The organism is Brevibacillus laterosporus LMG 15441 (assembly GCF_000219535.2).
GTDB lineage: Bacteria > Bacillota > Bacilli > Brevibacillales > Brevibacillaceae > Brevibacillus_B > Brevibacillus_B halotolerans.
Genome location: NZ_CP007806.1, coordinates 2,490,894 through 2,512,490, shown reverse-complemented (window position 1 = coordinate 2,512,490; position 21,597 = coordinate 2,490,894). Strand labels below are relative to the sequence as shown.

Genomic DNA, 21,597 nt, shown 5'->3' with positions numbered 1-21,597 from the left:
TCCATATCTAAGTCATTAGGAAGCAAGAAACGATGGAAATCTGTAATCCTTAAAAAATTCCTAATTTCAGTTCTTAAAACAGCCATTTCATGAACTGAAATTAGAATAATAAATTCGATTCCTTTTACCACACTATCCCATTAGTTTCTCCTGTTTGTTCAATTATGTATGTTGAGGCAACGTGCTTTTTATCTAGTTTCAGCATGTGAAAAACGAAACGACAGGAAAAAAACTTGTCCATTTGATGTTTACTAACAGATTTAGCTTCCACGATCGTTGTTAATTTTATAACCAATTTGATCTAGACGGTTTGTACGTAATCAGAAACAGTCCATTTTATATCAGCAAACTTGGCTTATAATTATCGCTTATGATACGTAAACATCCCAAGGTATGTAATGAAAACCTCCAATCGAATACAACTCGTCGTATTATCATATACAGACACAGATACCTAATGTCTTATTGTCTGCCTCATTGTATTTTCTTTTTGTTTTATTTGTTTACATAATATATATTATCGGACTCAATAAAAATAAAGAGAATTAAAAGAAGAATATCTATTAACCCACTCAATCCTCAATCCCCCATAGCATATATCATTTTCCTACGTTGGTTTGATGGAAAAGCTTTGAGCCGACTCTAATGACCATATAAGCTTTCGATCTTGCTATTACCAAATCAAGGGAAAAAATTAAAATTCCTTACGTATTAATTCAGCGATCATCAGTCTAAATTTACTATATGGTTAAAAGAATTAGCCCTGTAGCTTTCTCGCTCAGGGCTTAAAATAATAGCCTTTAGTATTCTAGTAAAGGGTACGCAACATACATCTGTATTTTTTGTTTCGGTGGAAATTCCCAGCGTTACTTATTATCTCTGTAGATATTGACAATCTCCTGATATATCTCCCCTTTTCGAAATAGATGCCAGTACGTTTTTTAATAAGGGGTAATACCAGCGTAGCTGTCACCAAGGGCAAAGTAAATGTAATTAAATGGGGAATTTATTGATAACCTCGTTATATTCCTGCTGGGCATCGGTGATTGCAAGTTTTGAATCGATTTCCAATGACTTCCGGCTTTCATGTCCGGAATACGGTTGTATAAGCGCATCATCGATTCCCTGCTTCTTGAGCCAGGTTAGCAGGGAATGTCGTAGCTTGTGTGGCGACAGATTTTGCACCAGACCGGATTCCTCAGAATATTTGGCCAAAATCTTTCGTATTCCCCGGTCCGTGTACTTCTTCTTCCATGATGATTCAAATAAATAGACCGCATGCTTTTTCTTCATCGCGTCAGCGTGCATGGCCAGCAGTTCTTTAAATGACTGAGGGAACGGAACGATGCGATCTTTGCCCCCCTTTCCGTTATTGATGCGAACTTGGCAGTAGTGAAAATCAATATCCGTCAACCGAATATTGATTAGTTCGCTAACGCGGATACCGGTATACATGAGTGTCTTGACAATCATCATGTCTTGGAAATTTTTCGACTTCCAGACTACTTCGTAATAACGCTTGAGCTCTTCCTCTGTTGGCACGTATGGCAGCTTCTTGGATGCCTTTGGAACCTCGATTTCAAGTTCCGTTCTCAAGTGCTGGAACAAGCTTTTCAGGTAGGCGTAGTCTGGCCGCTCGCCGCGCAAATAATACCGTATTTATTACTTACCCGCCTGAGATCATTCAGTATTTCTTTCTCTACTTTCCGTTCGGCGCGAACGCTGATCCGGTGAATGATCTGCACCAGCAAGTCCACGAGGTTATCAGTGATTTCCTGACTTCTGAGCCAGAAAAAAGCGCATAACAGCGCTTAGCGAATCGGATCGGGGTGTCGGCGCAGTTCTCGGAATCGTCCGTAAAACCGTATCCTTTACATGCTCCCACTCCTGGCTATGATGCAAGATATGCTGGCATAGCCATTCCGACATCTCTTGTGAATCTTGAACGGTATTTTCTCGAAAGCCAAAAAATTCTCGGATTTGAGCACGATGATATTTAATCATCCGACCGTTCCAATCGTATTGTGCATACAGTTCTGCCGGCTTCGATTTGCTTGGCGATGTATGAAATGACATCCTTAGGAACTTCAAATTTGTGGAACGGAAATCGCGCCTCCTATTGGAAAAACTTAAACATGACCGCGAAACCGATCCTCGTTTCGCCGCTCTTATCCCCTATTTGCTGCATTTCGTTCGGAAGAAAAGTAAAATGCTCAATCAGCTCGTCCAGTTCCCAATTTCGCTTCACTGTATTCCCTCCAATTGAAATTTCCTATTACTGTGAGTATCGGAACTTATTACTTGAATAAGTATATCCAAGCTGTATATTTTAGACTATATGAGTCTCAAATACTTTGAAGTTCTATTTACAAAAGCAAAATCGGAACTTTAATTTATTAACGGGGACTTAAGTAACGGGAAGTTTTGCGACAAAACACAGCATGTACATCATAAAGCAAACACTAGCCCTCAACAGCGCGGTTCCTCTTAGACCGCGTCTTTTACATTTATTCCCTCCATAACGAACGACAAAAATACGTTTTACCCGGGTAATATTGACTTTTTGTTTTTATCCGGGTAAAATTAGTGAAACATTCAGAGGAGGAGGTGTAGCATGAGAAATGACCTAACGCACTTTTACTGCACGGCATTTTTGGGTGTGGGAGTCGTCGCCAGTGGTTCGTTACAGCACGTTGTTTCTACAGTGAAGGATGCTCTGGATGACAGAGACCTCACACAGCTGTTTATATTTGACGATACCACGGGGAAGCAAATAGATGTTGATTTTCGTGGGAAGACAGATGAAGTGTTCAAACGATTAGGAGAACAGTTTGGTGACTTGCCTGGTACGGAAGTGAATCACCAGCCTACACGGCGGGTCGGTCGACCCAAGCTGGGGGTTGTATCCGGTGAGGTTACGTTATTGCCACGGCATTGGGAATGGCTCAAGAGTCAACCTGGAGGGGCGTCGATAACATTACGAAAACTCGTTGATGAAGCTCGCCATGCTGGTGGAAAACAGAGCAAAATACGAGAGTCACAAGAAGCAACATATCACTTTATGACAGCTATGGCCGGGAACTTCCATCAATACGAAGAAGCTCTGCGGGCAATGTATGCTGGTGATTTGGATCGTTTTTACCACTTCATCGATGACTGGGCACCTGATATCAGAAACTATATCAAAAGATTAGCCGCTAATGCATTCCCTGAAGAGAACTTATGAATGAAAGCATGTGGAGGCGTAAAGAATCTGGAATGAAAAAAGGAACTACGAAAGGAGCCGCTATGACGGAGTTTGGATCTATTCGTTACATCGAACCATCGCAACGCGCTGGCATGAGGTTCATGCAGCGAGGCATTGAGGGCAGCATCGTCATGTTGAACCTGCTGCGTTTTCGTGATGTTGCCGATTACACAGCCAATCCTAAACTAACACCGGAGGTCCCAATCAGCGGTGCCGAAGCTTTCAACCGCTATATTGAGCACACCCTCCCATTTCTCCGTGAAAGCGGAGGTGAAGTCATGTTTCTTGGAGATGGCGGAGAGTTTCTTATCGGACCCGAAGACGAAAGATGGGATCTTGTCATGCTGATCCGCCAGAACAGCGCGCAGTCGTTTCTTGCTTTTTCAAGTCATCAAGACTACCTAGCCGGTATCGGACATCGGACTGCAGCGATCGAAGATTCACGCCTTCTGCCTATGGCAGAACTTCCGATACCGAATTAATTGGAGGAGAACATGATCATGAACATTCTGAAAGTCAACGGCGTTGATTTGGCCTATGACAGTTTCGGTAACGAAAATGACGAGGCTATTATCCTAATCGCCGGGCTTGGAACCCAAATGATCGATGGACGGTTCCGTTTTGTCGGATATTAGCAGCGCGGGGCTTTCACGTGATCCGCTTTGACAATCGCGACGCAGGTTGCTCGACACACTTTAGCCATTATCAGGCGCTGGATTTTGACGCACTGGCGACTGCTCTCATGTCGGGACAGCGACCGGACATCCCTTACACTCTCGATGACATGTCCAACGACGCTATCGGACTGCTCGACGCCCTTTCAATTGACCGGGCACATTTTGTTGGCAGGTCGATGGGCGGAATGATCGCCCAGATTGCAGCCAGTGAGTGCCCTGAACGGGTGTTATCACTCACCTCCATTATGTCCAGTTCCGGTAATCCCGCCCTTCCGCAAACTTCCCCGGATGTCATGGCGATGATGACTAAACCGGCGCCGAACCCATTTGAAGAGGACGCTTATCGAGCGCTCATTCTCGAAGAAGTCCAGCGAGCCTACGATCCAGGTAGTGTCGGACGACAAATTGCTGCGATCGCTGTCTCCGGTGACCGTCGTTCGCGGCTGGCGACCATAAAAGTACCAGCACTTGTCATTCATGGGATGGACGATCCCCTATTCGTCCCGGCGTGTGGCGAGGACACGGCTTCTGCCATCCCGGGCGCCGAGCTAATGTTGGTTGACGGCATGGGACACGACTTGCCGCACCAACTGTACAAAGTAATCGCTGATGGCATAGAGCGAACGGCTCGTCGCAATTGACACGCGCTTCCTGAATAGCAACTAACCGGAGTCCCGCGGTACCCAATGGGGCTGAGTAGGTCCAGGTGCGCAGCACTGATCAATTTGCACCCTTGGCGCATACGAGACCACGGGTGGAAGCGGCGGTGCTCTTGGAACGATTGTTAAAGCAGCTCCATATCATCAACAATTAACGGGGCTTCCTAACAGAGACTCCATTTGAACGTATATATGGAATCGATCGAATAAGCGCCGGTTTCATGATAACATCGTGAGTCGGCGCTTTTTCTGTGGGGATTTTTCCAAACAGACGATGGTCAGATTCAGAAATGAATTATTCAAGTAACGGGCAAGATAGTTCAACGAACAGAATGCAATTGGTACATTTATATCCATCTACATTGCCCCTAATGACAGCTACGCTGGTATACTCCAATAAGGAAACAGCTTCCCTACTCGCCTTCTGAGCATTAAACTATTGCCGCTGCTTTTCTTCCCCATTATCGAGCTAACACACCTTTGTTTTGCTGTACAGTTCCTCTCAAAGCAGATGCTTCAGCTTCTTACTCCAACAAACCAAATTCCTCGTAAACCCCTTTTGAAACAACACCGTCCTGTGGCAAGTGATGATCGCGTTGAAATTTTTTGAGAGCCGCAGTTGTATTTGAGCGAAACTTTCCGTCACATACTCCATTGAAATATCCAGCGCTTTTCAAACGTGATTGAATCAGCTGCACATCTCCACCGACATCCCCTTCAGCTAAATATCTCGGATTATGATTGGGATCCCCTAATACATGCCCATGAATCGTAACTTTTGTTCCGATGGGAATCATATCGAACAATTCAAGGATGTCTCTATTACGCATACGGATACAACCATGGCTCAGATGCTGTCCAATGGAATGTGGCTTGTTCGTGCCGTGAATACCATAAATTCCCCATGGTACGTTTAATCCTAGCCAGCGTGGACCAAAAGAGGGTCCCCAGTTTTTCCCTTTGTATATAACTCTATATTCACCAACCGGTGTAGGGGTAGATGGATTGCCCACGGCAACAGTATAAGTCTTAATTTTTTGATCCTGTATCCGCACAATTAGTTGATGTTGCTGAGGATTAATTTCAATAGAAAAAATCCCCTGACTAACTCCAATAGGTAGCGATGGTTCTGCATAAGCGGGCTGGCAATTGATTACTGCAACCATGATCAGACTAAGAAAAGTAGCTACAACGCCTCGACAGGAAGGATATCGTGAATTTCGTTTCATCATTTCATCACTACTTTATTTGATAGTTATTCAATATCGTGTACAACGTTTAGCTGTTTTTGTTAACACTCAAGTAGATATCTCCAAATAACATGGGAAAATCATGCATGTGTCCACACGCGATATTTGTCGAGATATCCCCTTCAACGAAAGTAATAAAATCACATTCCTACATATCTTACCCTCTTTTATTGCTTCCAATACGAATTATCAATCCACATTTGCCGTATTTGTGAGCAATAAAAATGGAGCAGCTGCGCTAGCACACTACTCCACTTCTGTTTTTTCGCCTTACTACTTAGCAATCGCTCTTTCACTGCTGTGTTTAATATAGCCCAAAGCTAAATATGTACATTCTTGTCATCACGATTTTCTAGGGTATACGGTCACTATTACCCCATCAATATTGTTTCCTGAAATTTCATAGTCCCGATTTTCTGGTATGCTGATCGTAAAATCTGGTTCGTTTGAAACCGGATAATAGTAAATATTATACGTTTCGCCATGATCATGAAATGAAATCGATTTTTCTGCTTTCAAATAATCCAAATACTCTTCTAATACAAAATCATACTCCTGAATAATAGCGCTGTGTGGCCACCCAACAAAGCGGTAATGCCAAGGCTCATATTGCGTGCCCGTAATCTCTGCTTTTTCTTTTGGATAACGTAAAATAAAACCATATTTATAAGCGTTCCTTTTAAGCCACTTTCCCTCAGATGCTTGATCCATCTTCATTTGCGTAGATCCAATATCAAGAGCCAAGCCTAAATTGTGTTCGCTATATCCATCAGGCAAAGCATAATCGGAGCCTAATTTTTGATAAAGCTCATTTTGTTCTTCGCTGCTTCGAAAACCACTATTAATCATAAAATGCGCAACGTTATCCCTTTTAGCGTCACGTACCAGCTCCATAAAAATTTGAGCCACACTCTTCGATAAATAAATATGCTCGTCAAATAATCTATATCCCCTTATCAGTTCCTTATGTTTCGAAAGATTGACCACATCGGATGTAACGCCTTCTTTATGAACTGGAATCTCCTTATTAACTAATAATAGATTCCCTTGATGAACCTGTTCCTTAGAAATTTCTATTGCTAGGTTATTTTTTTCAGAAATCTCTGTTTGCGCTCGATTGCTTTGGTATACGTTAATAGTTGTATAGACCAGTAGCAAAAGTATCGCGAAAAATAAAATCCTCTTCATTGTTCAGTTTCCTCCTTACTCTTGTTTTTCTAGAATAGAGAAAACTATTTAAATAAAAAGTAGGGTAAAAATAAAATTTATCTTAAATGTAGATGCCTCGCATAGCCCCTTCATTTCCCTCCCGCTTTGCTCACATTTTAATTTCAACCAATAAAACCCCTATTCTCTTCAGGCTTCATTCTCTATTTTGTCAAAGAAATAATCTCTTATTGCCTAGATTTGTTAAGGAGCTTGGGAATAATTCCCGATATATAAATTACAGGTTCTCCCTATTTAAGAAATCATAATGAAGCTTCTGTTACTGTCGATCAAAGACTAACATGTTTTGAAGCAATCACGAGTTAACCCCGCTCCTCCTGAAAATTTGTAATTTTTATGACATATTAATTATTTTTTTGTATTTGTTATTTATTTTAAGATAAAATATATCCTACGTTTTAACCTGCAACGTAAATCCTAAACACTACAACACACCTTACAGGAAATCATATAAATAAAAAATATAAGACTAGGAGGAATATGCAAAATAATGCTAACATTATATTTAGAAAAAGGAATTCTTCGCTGTATTCAGCTTGCTAAGCTAATAACAAGTGAAAATAGATGGTTTACCATCTCGGAGCTGGTGCAAAAATTAGGAGGTTCAAATCAAACCATTCGAAAAGACATTTCATTTATAAATGAAGTCTTACCCCCATCCTGGGAGCTTACTTGTCAAAAAGGGAGAGGGATTCAATTAATAAAACCCTCAAGCTCTTCTAATAATGAATTGTTCTGTTTGTTATACAGACGATCGGTGGCATTCGAAATATTTGACGAGCTGCTGCAAGGTGATGTAAAGACAGTATGTCACTTGACTGAGAAATTATTTTTGCAACCCCGCTCTGTCTACACCCATCTAAAAAAAATCCAGAAGCATATCCAGCTATACGGTTTGCATTTAGAAAAGAAGCCTTTGAGGATTGTGGGTAATGAATCACAGATCATCTTGATGTTTTATGATCTATACCTGCAAGCCTATTCAGATCATGAATGGCCATTTACTGAGATCAATCAAGAAGCTATTCTTCGTTATATTCATCGTTTTGAAGAGCTAGCTGGTATAAATTTTCATCAGAGTTCCAGACGAAAATTATCTTTTTTTCTAACTATTTTCTTTAAACGTAAGCAACAAGGGTATGTAGTAGAGTTAGAGCCTTGTAAAATAGATACTTATGTACATACAAGTATTTATCAAAAGATGTCAGTAATAAGTGAAAAAGTACGCGATGAACTCAATATTTCTTTAACAATTGATGATATCGTGCTGATCACCATTGCTATTAATGCTTCTCGGTACACTTTTAAGGATATTAATCTTGCAAAACAAACGTTCCTCCACTATTTTAAAGAAGGAAAGATAGCCATCTATCAATACGCGAAAGAATTTATTAGCATGCTAGAACAAGAAACCGGGCAACGCTTAACTGAAAATGAAGAGTTCATTTTTGACATCTGCAATTATTTAAGAAGAATTCCTTATCGTTTCCAGCGCTTGTCCATGATCAAAAGACCAGAAAAAATAACCACAAAGTATATTAAAGAAAAGTATGCTAATACGTATGAACAGGTGAAAATCGCCTTTGATACCTTTGTCCAAAAATACGGGTTGGCTAGTAATGCTTATGAGGAAGAAATTGCGAAGGTTACTTTGCGGATCGAGGCCTCTAACATGCTGGCTGCAACTGCTCACAAAAAGGCAATGCTTGTGATTGCAGAAGGTGAAAGCTGGAAGGCTTACATAAGAGCCGCTCTAATCCAGCGTTTTGGCGGAAAGCTTCACTGTGTGCAAAAAGATATGAATGACTTTACGAAAGATGAATTACTATCAATGGGTATCGATTTGATTATAACGACGACACCTCTGGAAATCGAAGGGATATCAACAATTTGTATCAACCCTATTATTTCGCAAAGTGATATTGAAAACATACGGGATTTTATAGACGACTAACATCCTGTCTGCCTGAAACCGCAAACGCCCCCCTAGACAGCTCGTATGCTTCTTCAGTTGAGAAGCTAACAAGTTATCCGAGGGGGGTTTTTTACAATGTTCATTTTTGTATCATTTCTTATAGAAAACAACATTTGTCAAAAATAGTTTTTGCTATAGTGAAGATTAGTGTAGTTTTGATACGATTTAACTGTAAGAAAAAGTTCTCAATTAAAGGAGGATTTAAAAAATTACTGATCCCCAACAGGAGCATCTAGGGAGGTTTTATTATGAAGAAAAAACTTATCGCTACCGCCGCCATATTGACTCTCGTAGTAACAGGACTAGAAGCAGGCATCCCCGTTAGTGCCCTAGCCTCCGATCACGTAAAAAATTATGTATTGCAAGATCAGATAGATTCCAAAGTATTTGATTTAGAATCATTGCTTTTTACGCATACAAAAAATGATATGGCTCTTCCCGATCTAAGCACTTCTACTAGAACGGTACTAAATTTAGATACCTTACAAGCAGATGTAGTCTTCGGTGAACAAGAAGTCATTGCCGATTCCTTAAAGAAAAAAACGAACTTTAAGACAGCGAATGTGTTTATAAATGAAGACCCTGAGCCTCAAGCGTTTCCAACTAGAGAATTAGTAGAAAATGTATCCGATACTCACTCTAAAACGATAACACAAGGCTTTAAAGCAGGAGCAAGCGTAAAGGCAGCTTCGACCTAGGCTTTACCAAGGGAGACGTTACGCTGAACACTGAGTACAATAGAACAAATCAGGAAGGTAATACAACCGTTACCTCCAAAACGATTAAGTACCCTCGCAAACAATTACAGCTCCGGCGAAATCCGTAGTCGTATTAGAATATAGTTTAGAAGAGAATAAAGCGAAAGCGTATACAGATGTAAACGCCGTGTTATCTGGGGAATATGAGAAAAAGTACTACTTTATTCCTGCCCATAAATTTATTCCTGATCCACTATGTATTGGCATTCTGACTGACCTAATCGAGACTGGCGATATTAAGCCGGAAAAGGAAAGAACACAAAAATTTAACTTATATGATGAATTAGCTAATAATGATTTACTTAAGGCTGACGATCCAGTGACTCTAGATGAAAAGAATAAAAAAGTCATTCTAAATGGTAAAATCTTAACCGATTCATCTGTTTATAGCGATAGATTTATCATTAAAAAGAAAACGTACTCCCTTGAGGAATATGAACAGCTTCAGAATAACAGAAAAGGTGGCAGAAGCAAGAGAGATGTTTCTAGCTTAGATGCTGCTCACAAGGACTTTTCTGCTTTAACACCAATCGATGAAGAAACTTACACTGTTCAGGCTATCGTTACTGAAAAATAGGCTTGATAGCAATCAACATTTGCCCACTCCCCGCGTGTAATCGTTTCAATAATAAAAGAGGCTCATACGCTATAAGTATGAGCCTCTTCTTTCTTCATCAACCCGATTCATTATGTTCCTCTGTAAGACAGCCATTAGAAAAGCCAATACTACTATGTCGTGTTGACAATCATAAGAATAAAGACGATCGATAAATAATTAATCGAAATAAAAAAATTCGTTTTCGCCCAGCTTTCATCATCTTTTACATAGAGCCCCTGTAGGGTGTGAATTAGCCAAATCACTCCTCCGAAAACAGAAACAGTCAGAAAAATAACACCGACATAGCCATAATAAAACATGAGTATGGTAGCCGGTATCACCAATACTACATAGGGAATCATTTGCAACTTCGTACGTTTTATTCCCTTTACAACCGGTAGTAGCGGAAATCCTGCTGCTCGGTATTCCTCTACTCTCCGAATGCCAAGTGACCAAAAGTGAGCAGGCTGCCAGAAGAACAAAAGAGCAAACAAGAGCCACGCTCCTATATCAACCTGATTCGTTACTGCACAATAGCCGATTACAGGCGGCATGGCTCCGGAAATGCCACCAATTGATGTACTCCAGGTCGAACTTCGCTTTAACCAAATCGTATAAATCACAATGTAGACAAACCAGCCAAGAAGCGCAAGCCAGCCGGCAACAGCGTTAACAAAGGTAAATAACAAGCCTGTTCCCAGAATGCCGAGCAATATTCCATAACCAAGAGCAAAACCAGGCGTAATGCGATCAGTAGCCATCACTCGGTTTTTCGTACGTTCCATCTTTTGATCAAGCTCGCGATCCCAGTAATTATTAGTCACGCAGGCTGATGCAATGATTAGCGTAGTACCTATTAGCACCCAAGTCAGCTCTAGCCAGTCTACACTCCATTTGGAAGCTACCCAGAAACCAGCTACAACTGCAAATACATTAAGCAGAAGGAGCCGTGGTTTCGTCAATGCAATCATATCCTTAAACACGAAGTAAACCTCCTGAAATAAGACAAGGTGTCACATGTACACCTAAGAATATTTTTGAATAACAGAAAATTTCACTAAATTCGTACCAATTACAATATCATACATAAAAGTAATAGTAATTACAACAGACCCTCTCCTTTGTTCATGATTACGCCACTTGGAATCGGCACGAAAATAATCAAATAGTCTCTTTGACAAAAAAATCTTTCCTTTTAGCATCATTAGCTAGTCAGGAAAGATTTTTTGTCTATAATCTTAGGCTTTTAATACATACAGGTAAATGCTTGTTGGGCCAAACGAATACACTGTTCGATTGTAAGTCCCGCTTTCTGTAATCTCCCATCATTTATTTATTCGTGCCTTTTAGAATTGAGTCTATAATTCGTGCATTTTCGGCCAGGTTATTCGGGTCAATAAGCATATTCATATGTTCACCCGCTCCTTTATACACATATACCTGATGAAGAGTGGACCTTTCCCAGGATTGAATATCATCCTTAGTTGTCTCATTGGAAGTGATGATATGAATATTTGCATTCAGTACGCCTTTATTGATCATTTTATTGGTATAGTCATAATACTCCTTAATCACATCGATGTTTTGATCTGCCACTGTACGAATACTTTCACCTAAATGCTCTGCCATTAGGTTTACTAGCTTCTGTGCTTCCGTTTGAATTTTTTCGCCATCCAATTCCACAGCCTCTACTCGTAGAGGTGAATCTATTATGATCAAATCGCTTACTGCTAACCCGCATTCTTCTAATTTCTTGGTGACTTCAAAAGCGAGATTACCTCCGGCTGAATATCCTAATACCACATACGGCCCTTCTGATTGAGCTACCTTTATATGCTGTATATACTTCTCAATCCGATCTTCCCCTCTAATAAAATCAAAGGCATGTAGCGTACAACCTGATAATTTTTGATGTAGCGCTTTATAAAGTACCCCCTGCCCTGTCATCGGTGGGAAGCAAATGACTTCCTTCCCATGCTCTGCTTGATCACGGAAGGAGATAAATGGTCTCTTCTGCACGTTCCCCTTTTCAAGCAAATGAGCCATTTGCCGTACTGTTGGGTATTCAAATACATTTCGAAGCAAAAGTTCAACTTGGAATGTCTCTTTGATTTTGTCAACCAATTCCGCCGTCTTCAAGGAATGACCACCTAGATCAAAAAAGTTCCCTACAACGCTGACTCGCTCAATATTAAGCACTTGTCCCCAAATTTTTGCCAACTTACTTTCCCATTCATTCTTTGGAGGCACATATTCAATCATCTGTTGCGAGAAGCTCTCCTCAGGAGCTGACAAAAGCTCCCGATTGAATTTGCCATTCGTAGTTTTTGGGAGAGAATCGACAAAAACATAATAGAGAGGCACCATATATTCAGGTAGCTTTTGCTGCAAATAGGTGCGTAGTTCCGCTGAGCTTATGTCTTGCCCTTCTTCTATCACGACATAAGAGACTAGGGAATCATTATTGTTTTTGTCGCGATGAACACTTACCTTAGCTTGAATTACACTAGGATGTTGAACTAAGGCATTTCCGATTTCATCGAGTTCAATTCGATATCCCCTGATTTTGATCTGATTGTCCCGGCGTCCAAGATATTCTATTGTGCCATCCACCAAAAAGCGTCCAAGATCACCTGTTCGATATAAACGGACGGACTGATCTGGCGTAAATTGATGGTGTATAAATGTGGCCGCTGTTAATTCAGGCTGATTTAAATATCCTCTGGCTACCCCGACGCCACCAATATAAATCTCCCCTTTTACCCCGATTGGAACAGGATTGAGAGAATCATCCAGTATATAAGCCTGCATATTGGCAAATGGACGACCTACTTGGCTCGGTAGACTATCCTTTGTACATAAATGTACGATGCTAATGATAGAGGTCTCTGTTTGACCATAGCCATTATATAGTTTACGTGATCCCTTACTCCATTCAGCCATGTCCACGGTGCAAAGCTCGCCTGCACTTACTATTGTCTGCAAGGAATCTGGCATCTCATCTGGGGTTAGCGTTGCTAGAACAGAAGGCGTAATAAACATAGTGGTAATCTGCTTTTCATGTAAAAAGGCAACAAAATTCTTTCCTCCCGCTCTAGCATCAGGACTTGTCAGGCATAACGTAGCCCCTGCACATAGAGCGGAAAATATTTCATGAGCGGACGCATCAAACCCGATAGAAAAAAACTGGGCCAGCTTACTATCTAAAGTAATCTGAAATCTGTTAATGGTGTCTTCGATTACGTTACATAAGCCTTGATGCTCAATCATGACCCCTTTTGGATTCCCGGTAGAGCCTGATGTATAGATAATATAAGCAAGACTGTGAGCATTCGCTTGTGACGGAAGATTTTGAGTATCTTCACCTAAAATCGCCTCTTGGTCACTATCCAGACAAATGCACTGCATTCCTTCCTTGCCCATCAATTCTTGTAAAGATTGGCTTGTAAGAACGATATGCAAACCAGAGTCCTGGAGAATATGTCGAACTCTTTCTATTGGATAGATAGGATCAATTGGAATATAGGCTCCCCCTGCTTTTAAAATGCCAAGGACTCCCACAATCATTTCAATCGAACGTTCCATATACAAACCAATGAGCGTCTCACCTTCTACGCCTCTTTTTCTTAATAAACGAGCCACCTGATTCGCACGATTGTTTAATTCCTGATAGGTAATGATTTGGTCATTATACGTAAGGGCAATTTGCTCTGGAATTTTCTTTACTTGGGCTTCAAATAATTCATGGATGCAAGCATGATCAGAGAATGGCTGCTTGTTACTATTCCAGTCAATAAGCAGCTGTTGTTTTTCTCCCTCCGTTAACATAGCCAAATCACTTATAGAGGCATGTGGATTTTCTAAAATGGCGTAAAGCAAGCGATGCCAATGCTCTCCCATCCGCTCGATCGTGTCTTGCCGGAACAAATCAGGTGAATATTCAAAAAATCCTTCTAGCCCTTTTTCCGTTTCAGAAAAACCTACTGTAATATCATACTTGGCTGTTTCACCATCAATCATCTCAAATTCTACGGTAAGATCTGGCAACTGTAATTTTTCCTCTGGCACATCAACATACACAAATATAGCTTGAACTAACGGGCTTCGGCTAATATCCGCAGGTACTTTCAATTCATCAATTAATAAACCAATCGGCATATCCTGATGCTTGTATACCGCGAGAGCTGTTTCCCTTACACTATGTAATAATTGAATAAATGTCATATCCTTAGACATTCGTGTGCGGAGTGTACCCAGTGTTAGGAAATAACCCATTACCTCCTCTAGCTCTACTCGGCTGCGATTGGCAAGGGGAGTACCGACCAAAATATCTGATTGACCTGTGTATCGATATAAAAGCAATTTAAAAGCGGCTAGTATAATCATGAAAGCAGACGCGTTTTCCTTTTGGGCGATCGCTTTTAGACCATTCAATACTTCGAGCGGTGTATGAATAAAGCATCTGGCACCACGGTAGGTAATAGCCGGTGGACGCGGAAAATCTGTACTGATATCCAAGACATAGTCACAGTTTTCTAGCTGTTCTTTCCAAAATGTTAGTAATTTAGCTTTCGTCTCACCCTGTAAATAATTTCGTTGCCATTCAGCATAATCTGCAAATTGGATGGCAAGCTCCGGCAACTGTACAGGGATGCCAGTAAGTATGGATTGATAGTGCAAAGATAGCTCTTTGAAAAAGATAGAGAAAGTAATACGGTCAATTACAATGTGATGTACAGTCATGACTAACATTGATTCTGTATTACTTACGTGAAATAGCTTAAAGCGGATGAGCGGACCTTTTTTCAAATCAAAAAGCCGCTGGACCTCTTCTTTCATTTGTCTTTGTAGTTCTTCATTCCGGGTTTCATTTGGAACAAGACGAAGATCAACCTCTGGCACCGTTACTTGGAGTTCTGGCAAGACAATTTGACGTGCTTGTCCATCTACGCTGTCAAACACGGTACGCCATGCTTCATGACGCTTTACAATCTCATTGATGCTCTTCTCTAAAGCCCAATGATGCACAGTGCCTGTTAATCTAGCGGCTCCATATACGTTATAGGTGTGACTTTCTGGATGCATTCGATTGAAAAACCACAAGCGTTCCTGATCATACGAAAGGGGACTTGCCTTTGTGTGCCCACGAGGATTAATCATTTCTTTATTAATCCCAATTTTGTTCACATCTACATTTTTCTTCTTCAATTGCTTTTCTAGTAATTCACGTTGTTCGTCAGAAAGTGAATTGATACGGTCCGTCAAGCTTTTCATAAAGTCAGCTCCTTTTGATTGCATGATTGCTTCAGATCAGTCAGCATTCTGATGCTATTCATAATCGTCTCATTATCAATGCCAAAGTCCATTAAGCAGGCCACCTCGTCTACACCAATGTCACCGAGCGTCTCGATCAGCTTTTTACATTTGTCGTGGCTTCCAAATAATGCACTTTCTTGGAAATAAGATTCAAACGCATGATCAACAATGACATCAAAGTCAGAGGCAGCCATGGATGCATAATCTGTCAGGATGTTCTTCTGTTGCTTCATAAAGGTTTTTAAATATTCCTTCATCGGCTTTTCTACCTTCGCCTTGACCTCTTCATCACTTGTTCCTAAGCAAGTATGAAGCATCACCGCTACTTTGCGAGATTCAGGCGAAAATCCACTTTGGGATAAAGTCTTCCGATACAACTCAATTTTTGCTTCTAAATCCGCTAAATCACCAGCCGTAATTCCTGTGAGAATATTAGCCCCGATTTTGGCCGCACGCTCATAAGTATCAGCACTACCGTTCGTCGCAATCCAGATATTTAGTTCATTTTGCAACGGTCTAGGTAAAGTGCGTATTTCGTGAACAGCTCCATTGGCATCTGTAAAAGGAATTTGCTCACCAGCCCAAAGCCTTTTTACCAATTCTATAGAGTTGAACATCTCGTCTTTTCTGGACTCGTAGTAATCGGGGGTTTGGACAGGGGCAATCACAAAATCAGCAGGATGCCAGCCCGTCGCAAAGGCAACCGAAACGCGTCCTTTTGAAAGATTGTCCACCACAGACCATTCCTCAACAAAGCGAATTGGGTGATGCAATGGTAGTACAACGCTTCCCGCCCTAAGCTCAATTCGTTCTGTAATCGTAGCTAGAGCAGCATTTAGCACCGAAGGATTTGGATATAATCCCCCAAAGTCCTCAAAATGTCGCTCAGGTGTCCAAACACCTGCAAATCCATGCTGATCAGCATAAGCTGTACTCTCCAAGAGCAAAGCATACTTATTCTGATCCTGCGTAGAACCATCACCTGAGAAAAAGAAGAGACTAAATTCCATCTTATCCACTTCTCTTTTTCGCTTCGGCACAAAGCTACTTTCAGCGCTGTTTCGATTTTTCACTTCCTGCTTAGCTAATCTAGTAGGAAACGGGGGTTGAATGCCTTTTTGTTTGAGGCGTTGTTCAAATAAAACCCGTTGTTCAGGAGAAAGTGCTGCTAACCTTTTATCTAACTGATTCATTCTTTATTCTCTCCTTAATTGTTCTCGCCTTTATACTTCGTTAACAAGCTTGAGTGACAGCTCCTCTGGTGACATTTTCTCGATTTCACTCAGCATACGCTCGATCTCATCCATCTCCTCTTGCCCGATCTGAGACATCGTTATCGCTTGAGCTAACTCAACAATAGTTGGAGATTGGAAAAGAATATCCATCGGTATATCGTTATAGAATGTATTTCTCAAACGCGTAACAAGCTGAATGGATAGTAAAGAGTTACCACCTAATTCAAAAAAGTTAGCTTTCGTACTGATTGCAGGGATACCGAATAGATCTTGCCAAATATCCGCTATTTTTCTTTCTGTCTCATCACGTGGTGCAACATATGTATCAGCTGCTTGCTTGCGATGATCATTAGCACGGTGAGAATGAGTGCTTGATTGTAAGGTATCGTATTGATTGAATTCATGAATCGCAGAATGAATGTCCTGTGTAGAAACAATCACTTGAGAGTAGTCGCTTGTAAGAATACGGTTCATGACATGGGTGCCTTCTTTGGCTGTAATTCCGTATTGTTCTTGCAATTGTTCCATATGCAACTGCATTTCTAATGGCATCCCTGTCTGGCTACGAATCCAATTATCGTTTTTCCACATGCCCCAGTTAATCGCAATCGTAGGTATTCCTTTTGCAGTTTGATACCTCGCGAATGTATCCAAAAAGACATTTGCTACACAATTGTCCATTTGACCTACCCCGCCTGTAAGTGAGAATGTACGCGAGAATAGCAGCATAAACTCTATGTTCATATGATCAATAAGCTTTTCTAAGACGAGTGGGCCATACACTTGCTGTGCAATATTTTGATAGCAGGAATCTTTACTTTTCAACGGGATGAAGCCAGAGCTAAACCGTTCTGCTGCATAAACGATACCTGTAATCCTTCCCACGCTATCTTCCGCTGAACGAATCACCTGTCTCATTTCCTCTTCGTCTGTTAAATGAGCCGAGTGATAACGTACCTGTTCACAATTTTGCTGAAGAAGACGGATTCGTTTGATTTTACTCGCAATCTCGTCCTCTGCATCATGAGCTTGCAGGTAGCTATCCCATTGCTCCATAGCTGGAAAATCCGGGTCGCCTATTAAAATGAGGGAAGCTTTTACTGCGTTGGCTATCTCTTCACTGACCGACAATCCTATTTCCTGAGTCGCACCTGTAATCAGGTATATGCCTTTATCACGGAAAGAAGGGGAATTGGTATGGGATTTCTTCTCTGGTAATCTTGTTTGTTCAAATTTTTGCACAAATCGGTGAGTGCCGCGAATAGCGACCATAAAATCAGAAGTAGTACTCAAAATCTCATCCAAAACTTTTTTGAGCAAGCGATCTGATTTTTTAGGTAATATATCTGTCAGTTGAACATCAATATAACGTGTTTTTATCTGTGGATATTCTTGTGCTATGACACGTAGAGGTCCGAGTATGGTTGATCGTACTGGCATATGAATCTCTTCATTGGATATTTCCTGAAGATTATTCGACAATGCAATGATTTCCATTTTTTGTTGGAAAGCATATATTCCTAATTGTTTAGCGATGTATAGCATGCTGTATAAGCCATAATGCTCTAGCAGTTCATCCCCCTGCTCTGATTCTTGCTCGTCTGTATGCTGAATGCTCCACATGTGAATGATTTTATCTGGCAATAAATTGTCCATATCCAATGTTTTAAACAACTCTTGGTAGGATTCTTCACTCATGATATCGATGGTAAAAACTTTTTCATCAATTTTAGAAAACGTCTGACCAGGAACGACTGTCACTACCTCAAGCCCAAGCCTTTCAGCATAACCCCCTACTTGCTTGCCTAAGCCTTGCTTATCTTGAAAAATCAACCATCTTTGATTGGTAGTAACGTTTTCTGCGTCTTCGATAGAGTAAGCTGTGCTCGATTGATTCCACACAGGAATATAGAACCAATCAGCCATTTCCCTTCTCTTTCGATCGAGTGCATCGACGTGATTACTTATTGGATTCTCCTTTTTCTCTAGGAAGTAGGTCTTTCTTTCAAAAGGGTACGTTGGAAGATGAACGCGACGAGCGTTTTCATGATTCCCTAAAGCAGACTGATCCATCTCTACTCCGTGGCACCACAAGCCCGCAACCGCTAATCGTAAGCTAGCCACGTCTGAGTGTTCCTTTTTTGCGGATGGAAGGGTAGTGATGGTGACCGCTTGTTCAGCCTGATGCGTTTCTCTATGCTGTCGTACAAGAGAGACAAGCGACTGGCCCGGTCCTACCTCCATAAAAATGCAATTTGGCTCTTCCATCAGAGTGCGGACTCCTGTAGAGAAGTGAACGGTCTCTCTGAGATGTTTTTGCCAATAAAGAGGGTCTGTTGCTTGTGAAGCAGTAATTTTTTCCCCTGTAAGATTAGAAATGTACGGTATTAGCGGTTCATGGAAGGTCTTCTGCTGAAGCGCTTCATAAAACTCTTCTAGCATAGGCTCCATCATCATCGAATGATAAGCATGAGAGGTAATCAATCGTTTCGATGTAATGCCTTTTTCCTCCATTACCTTCTCTAGGCTACAAATATCTGCATATGTACCTGCAATAACAGTAGATATCGGACTATTCACAGCTGCTATTGAAAGCTCTCCACCATGTTCCTGCAATAATTCACGAACCTGTAAATCTCCTAGTGAAACTGCTAGCATTGCGCCTTTCTCCATCTTTTGCATCAAGACACCTCGTGTTGAAACCAAAGACAGAGCTTCTTCCAATGACAGTACGCTGGAAAGGCAAGCTGCGACATACTCGCCAATACTGTGGCCGATCATGGCATGTGGGCGAACACCCCATGATTCCAACAATTTGGCTATAGCGTATTCAATGATAAAAAGCGCAGGTTGGGCATAGATGGTTTCTTGTAATTGTTCTTTTGCTTGTTCTTCCAGCTCCTTAGCTGGATACATCAGCTCACGTATATCCATGCCAATGTGTTTTGTTACTTGTAGGGCGCAATAATCTATTGTTTCTCTAAATATTTTCTCGGTCTCATATAGCTCTCGCCCCATATTCACATATTGAGAGCCTTGACCCGAAAACATGAATACGACGGAAGGACTTTGGACCACTTTTCCTTCTACGATCAGTTCCTTTGAGGTGCCCTGGTAGTGAGCAAAGGGAATAAACTCGTTTTGGAAAAGCATTTTCGCAGATGTCGCTTCACGAGCAATCACAGCGCTTCGATGAGAAAACTCCTTTCTTCCTGCTTGGAGCGTATATGCGACATCCCCTAGATTTACCTCCGGATTTTTGTCAAAGAATTCAGCTAGATTTTCTTTTGCCTGCATAAGGGCAGTTGGAGTCTTGGCAGAGAGAGGCAGTACATTCCACTCGCTAGGTGAAACCGCTTCTCTTTTCGCAGATACAGGTGCCTCTTCTAGGATTACATGTGCATTTGTTCCCCCTATGCCAAACGAGCTAACTCCGGCACGGCGAGGATAGTCACCCGTCTTCCACTCTGTAAGCTGCGTGTTTACATAAAAGGGACTTTGTTCAAAGTCGATCTGCCGATTAGCTTCTACAAAATGCAGACTTGGAGGGATTTGTTTATGGGAAAGAGCCAGCACTGTTTTAATTAAACCTGTCACTCCTGATGCATTATCAAGATGTCCAATATTGGTTTTTACAGACCCTATCGCACAATAGCCGGTCTTGGATGTATGCTCACGATACGCCTCTGTTAGTGCCGCTATTTCAATAGGATCTCCAAGTGTTGTACCTGTTCCATGTGCCTCTATATAGCTAATCGTTTCTGGATTCATATCAGCAATGCTAAGAGCTTCTTTGATTACCTCAGCTTGATGAGTAATGCTTGGAGCTGTAAAGCCCACCTTTTGCTTACCGTCATTATTAATAGCGGTTCCCCTTACCACTGCTAGGATATGATCGTTGTCAGCCAAAGCGTCCACTAAACGTTTAAGCAAAACAACTCCAACCCCATTTCCAATTACTGTTCCTTGGGCATTCGAATCGAAGGCACGACAATGCCCGTCTGGGGACAAAATGCTGCCTTCTTGTAATTCAAGATCATTACTTTGATCTGCCTTAACTGATACTCCACCTGCTAAAGCCATGTCGCATTCGTATGTCAGTAAGCTTTGGCATGCCATATGTACGCTTACCAAGGAGCTAGAGCAAGCTGTCTGCACCGCTATACTAGGACCCTTTAAATCTAGCTTGTATGATACACGCGTTGAAAGAAAATCAGGTTGTGTACCAAGCATGATCTGAAAGCTTCCAAGCGAATCTACAATTGCAGGATGACTATGGACATGAGCTAAGTATCCGGATTGTCCACTGCCTGCGTAAACCCCAATTCTCCCACTGTACTTCTCCGGATCATACCCTGCATGCTCCAAGGCCTCATATGCTGTTTCGAGGAACAAGCGTTGCTGAGGATCAGTGATCTCTGCTTCCCGTGGAGTCATTTCAAAAAACGCTGCATCGAATTCGGCCCTATTTTCCAAAATGCCCATTGCTGGGATCTTTTTTTCATTTTTCGGCTCAAAAAAATGAATGGATTCTTTCCCTTGACGAAGGTTTTGCCAAAATTCCTCTATGTTACTAGCACCCGGGAATCTCCCTGACATACCGATAATGGCAATTGAGGATTGCATATCCTCGCTTATCAACTCATGCATCTTTT

The 21,597-nt window shown here is 41.4% G+C and carries 16 protein-coding genes; 7 read left to right on the top strand and 9 right to left on the bottom strand.

All coding sequences use genetic code 11. The features are described from left to right. Positions 1–993: 993 nt before the first annotated feature. The 3 genes from BRLA_RS11460 to BRLA_RS24650 all read right to left on the bottom strand — a co-directional run bounded on the left by BRLA_RS11460 (position 994) and on the right by BRLA_RS24650 (position 2,248). On the bottom strand, positions 994–1,542 hold the full coding sequence (locus BRLA_RS11460) for a tyrosine-type recombinase/integrase (RefSeq protein ID WP_238547467.1): 549 nt from the start codon (positions 1,540–1,542) through the stop codon (positions 994–996). Positions 1,543–1,764: 222 nt separating this feature from the next. Further along, positions 1,765–2,076 (bottom strand): hypothetical protein, encoded by a 312-nt coding sequence (locus BRLA_RS11455; RefSeq protein ID WP_147400933.1) that lies wholly within the window; start codon positions 2,074–2,076, stop codon positions 1,765–1,767. Between the two features lie 40 nt (positions 2,077–2,116). Beyond that, a complete protein-coding gene (locus BRLA_RS24650; RefSeq protein WP_022584911.1) occupies positions 2,117–2,248 on the bottom strand; it encodes a DUF4158 domain-containing protein in 132 nt (43 codons plus the stop codon). Positions 2,249–2,614: 366 nt separating this feature from the next. Here BRLA_RS24650 and BRLA_RS11450 point away from each other — a divergent pair, with 366 nt between their 5' ends. From BRLA_RS11450 to BRLA_RS11440, 4 genes are all read left to right on the top strand, one after another. After that, complete coding sequence (locus BRLA_RS11450) at positions 2,615–3,226, top strand: DUF2239 family protein (protein WP_003337591.1); 612 nt, start codon at positions 2,615–2,617, stop codon at positions 3,224–3,226. 62 nt (positions 3,227–3,288) lie between these two features. Next, positions 3,289–3,729: a DUF1330 domain-containing protein gene (locus tag BRLA_RS11445; RefSeq protein WP_238547466.1), complete on the top strand. Its 441-nt coding sequence runs from the start codon at positions 3,289–3,291 to the stop codon at positions 3,727–3,729. 18 nt (positions 3,730–3,747) lie between these two features. After that, on the top strand, positions 3,748–3,882 hold the full coding sequence (locus BRLA_RS24970) for a hypothetical protein (protein ID WP_274518954.1): 135 nt from the start codon (positions 3,748–3,750) through the stop codon (positions 3,880–3,882). Continuing rightward, on the top strand, positions 3,876–4,565 hold the full coding sequence (locus tag BRLA_RS11440) for an alpha/beta fold hydrolase (protein WP_338012093.1): 690 nt from the start codon (positions 3,876–3,878) through the stop codon (positions 4,563–4,565). Before BRLA_RS24970 ends, BRLA_RS11440 begins: the two co-directional genes overlap by 7 nt. Before the next feature lie 542 nt (positions 4,566–5,107). Here the strand turns inward: BRLA_RS11440 and BRLA_RS11435 are convergent. Next, complete coding sequence (locus BRLA_RS11435; protein WP_119912721.1) at positions 5,108–5,749, bottom strand: L,D-transpeptidase family protein; 642 nt, start codon at positions 5,747–5,749, stop codon at positions 5,108–5,110. 426 nt (positions 5,750–6,175) lie between these two features. Further along, complete coding sequence (locus BRLA_RS11430) at positions 6,176–7,021, bottom strand: D-Ala-D-Ala carboxypeptidase VanY (RefSeq protein WP_003337585.1); 846 nt, start codon at positions 7,019–7,021, stop codon at positions 6,176–6,178. A 529-nt stretch (positions 7,022–7,550) separates the two neighbouring features. Between BRLA_RS11430 and BRLA_RS11425 the strand changes: the two genes are divergently transcribed. The 3 genes from BRLA_RS11425 (at position 7,551) to BRLA_RS24640 (ending at position 10,370) form a co-directional block, all read left to right on the top strand. Beyond that, positions 7,551–9,014, top strand: coding sequence for a BglG family transcription antiterminator (locus BRLA_RS11425; protein WP_041752144.1), 1,464 nt, complete (start codon positions 7,551–7,553; stop codon positions 9,012–9,014). A 269-nt stretch (positions 9,015–9,283) separates the two neighbouring features. Further along, the gene (locus tag BRLA_RS24645) at positions 9,284–9,733 is read left to right on the top strand and encodes a hypothetical protein (protein ID WP_003337582.1); all 450 of its coding nucleotides are present in this window, start codon (positions 9,284–9,286) and stop codon (positions 9,731–9,733) included. 187 nt (positions 9,734–9,920) lie between these two features. Next, positions 9,921–10,370 (top strand): hypothetical protein, encoded by a 450-nt coding sequence (locus tag BRLA_RS24640; RefSeq protein ID WP_003337581.1) that lies wholly within the window; start codon positions 9,921–9,923, stop codon positions 10,368–10,370. A gap of 152 nt (positions 10,371–10,522) precedes the next feature. On the opposite strand, the gene cyoE is transcribed toward BRLA_RS24640, so the two are convergent. The 4 genes from cyoE to BRLA_RS11400 form a co-directional block, all read right to left on the bottom strand. Next, positions 10,523–11,374 carry a heme o synthase gene (cyoE, locus tag BRLA_RS11415; protein ID WP_003337580.1) on the bottom strand — a complete coding sequence of 284 codons (852 nt, stop codon included), beginning with the start codon at positions 11,372–11,374 and terminating at the stop codon, positions 10,523–10,525. A gap of 346 nt (positions 11,375–11,720) precedes the next feature. Continuing rightward, complete coding sequence (locus BRLA_RS11410) at positions 11,721–15,665, bottom strand: non-ribosomal peptide synthetase (RefSeq protein WP_003337577.1); 3,945 nt, start codon at positions 15,663–15,665, stop codon at positions 11,721–11,723. Then, the gene (locus BRLA_RS11405; RefSeq protein WP_003337576.1) at positions 15,662–16,900 is read right to left on the bottom strand and encodes a MupA/Atu3671 family FMN-dependent luciferase-like monooxygenase; all 1,239 of its coding nucleotides are present in this window, start codon (positions 16,898–16,900) and stop codon (positions 15,662–15,664) included. The genes BRLA_RS11410 and BRLA_RS11405 overlap by 4 nt, the downstream gene beginning before the upstream one ends. Before the next feature lie 30 nt (positions 16,901–16,930). Further along, the gene (locus tag BRLA_RS11400) at positions 16,931–21,592 is read right to left on the bottom strand and encodes a type I polyketide synthase (protein ID WP_003337575.1); all 4,662 of its coding nucleotides are present in this window, start codon (positions 21,590–21,592) and stop codon (positions 16,931–16,933) included. Positions 21,593–21,597 lie beyond the last annotated feature (5 nt).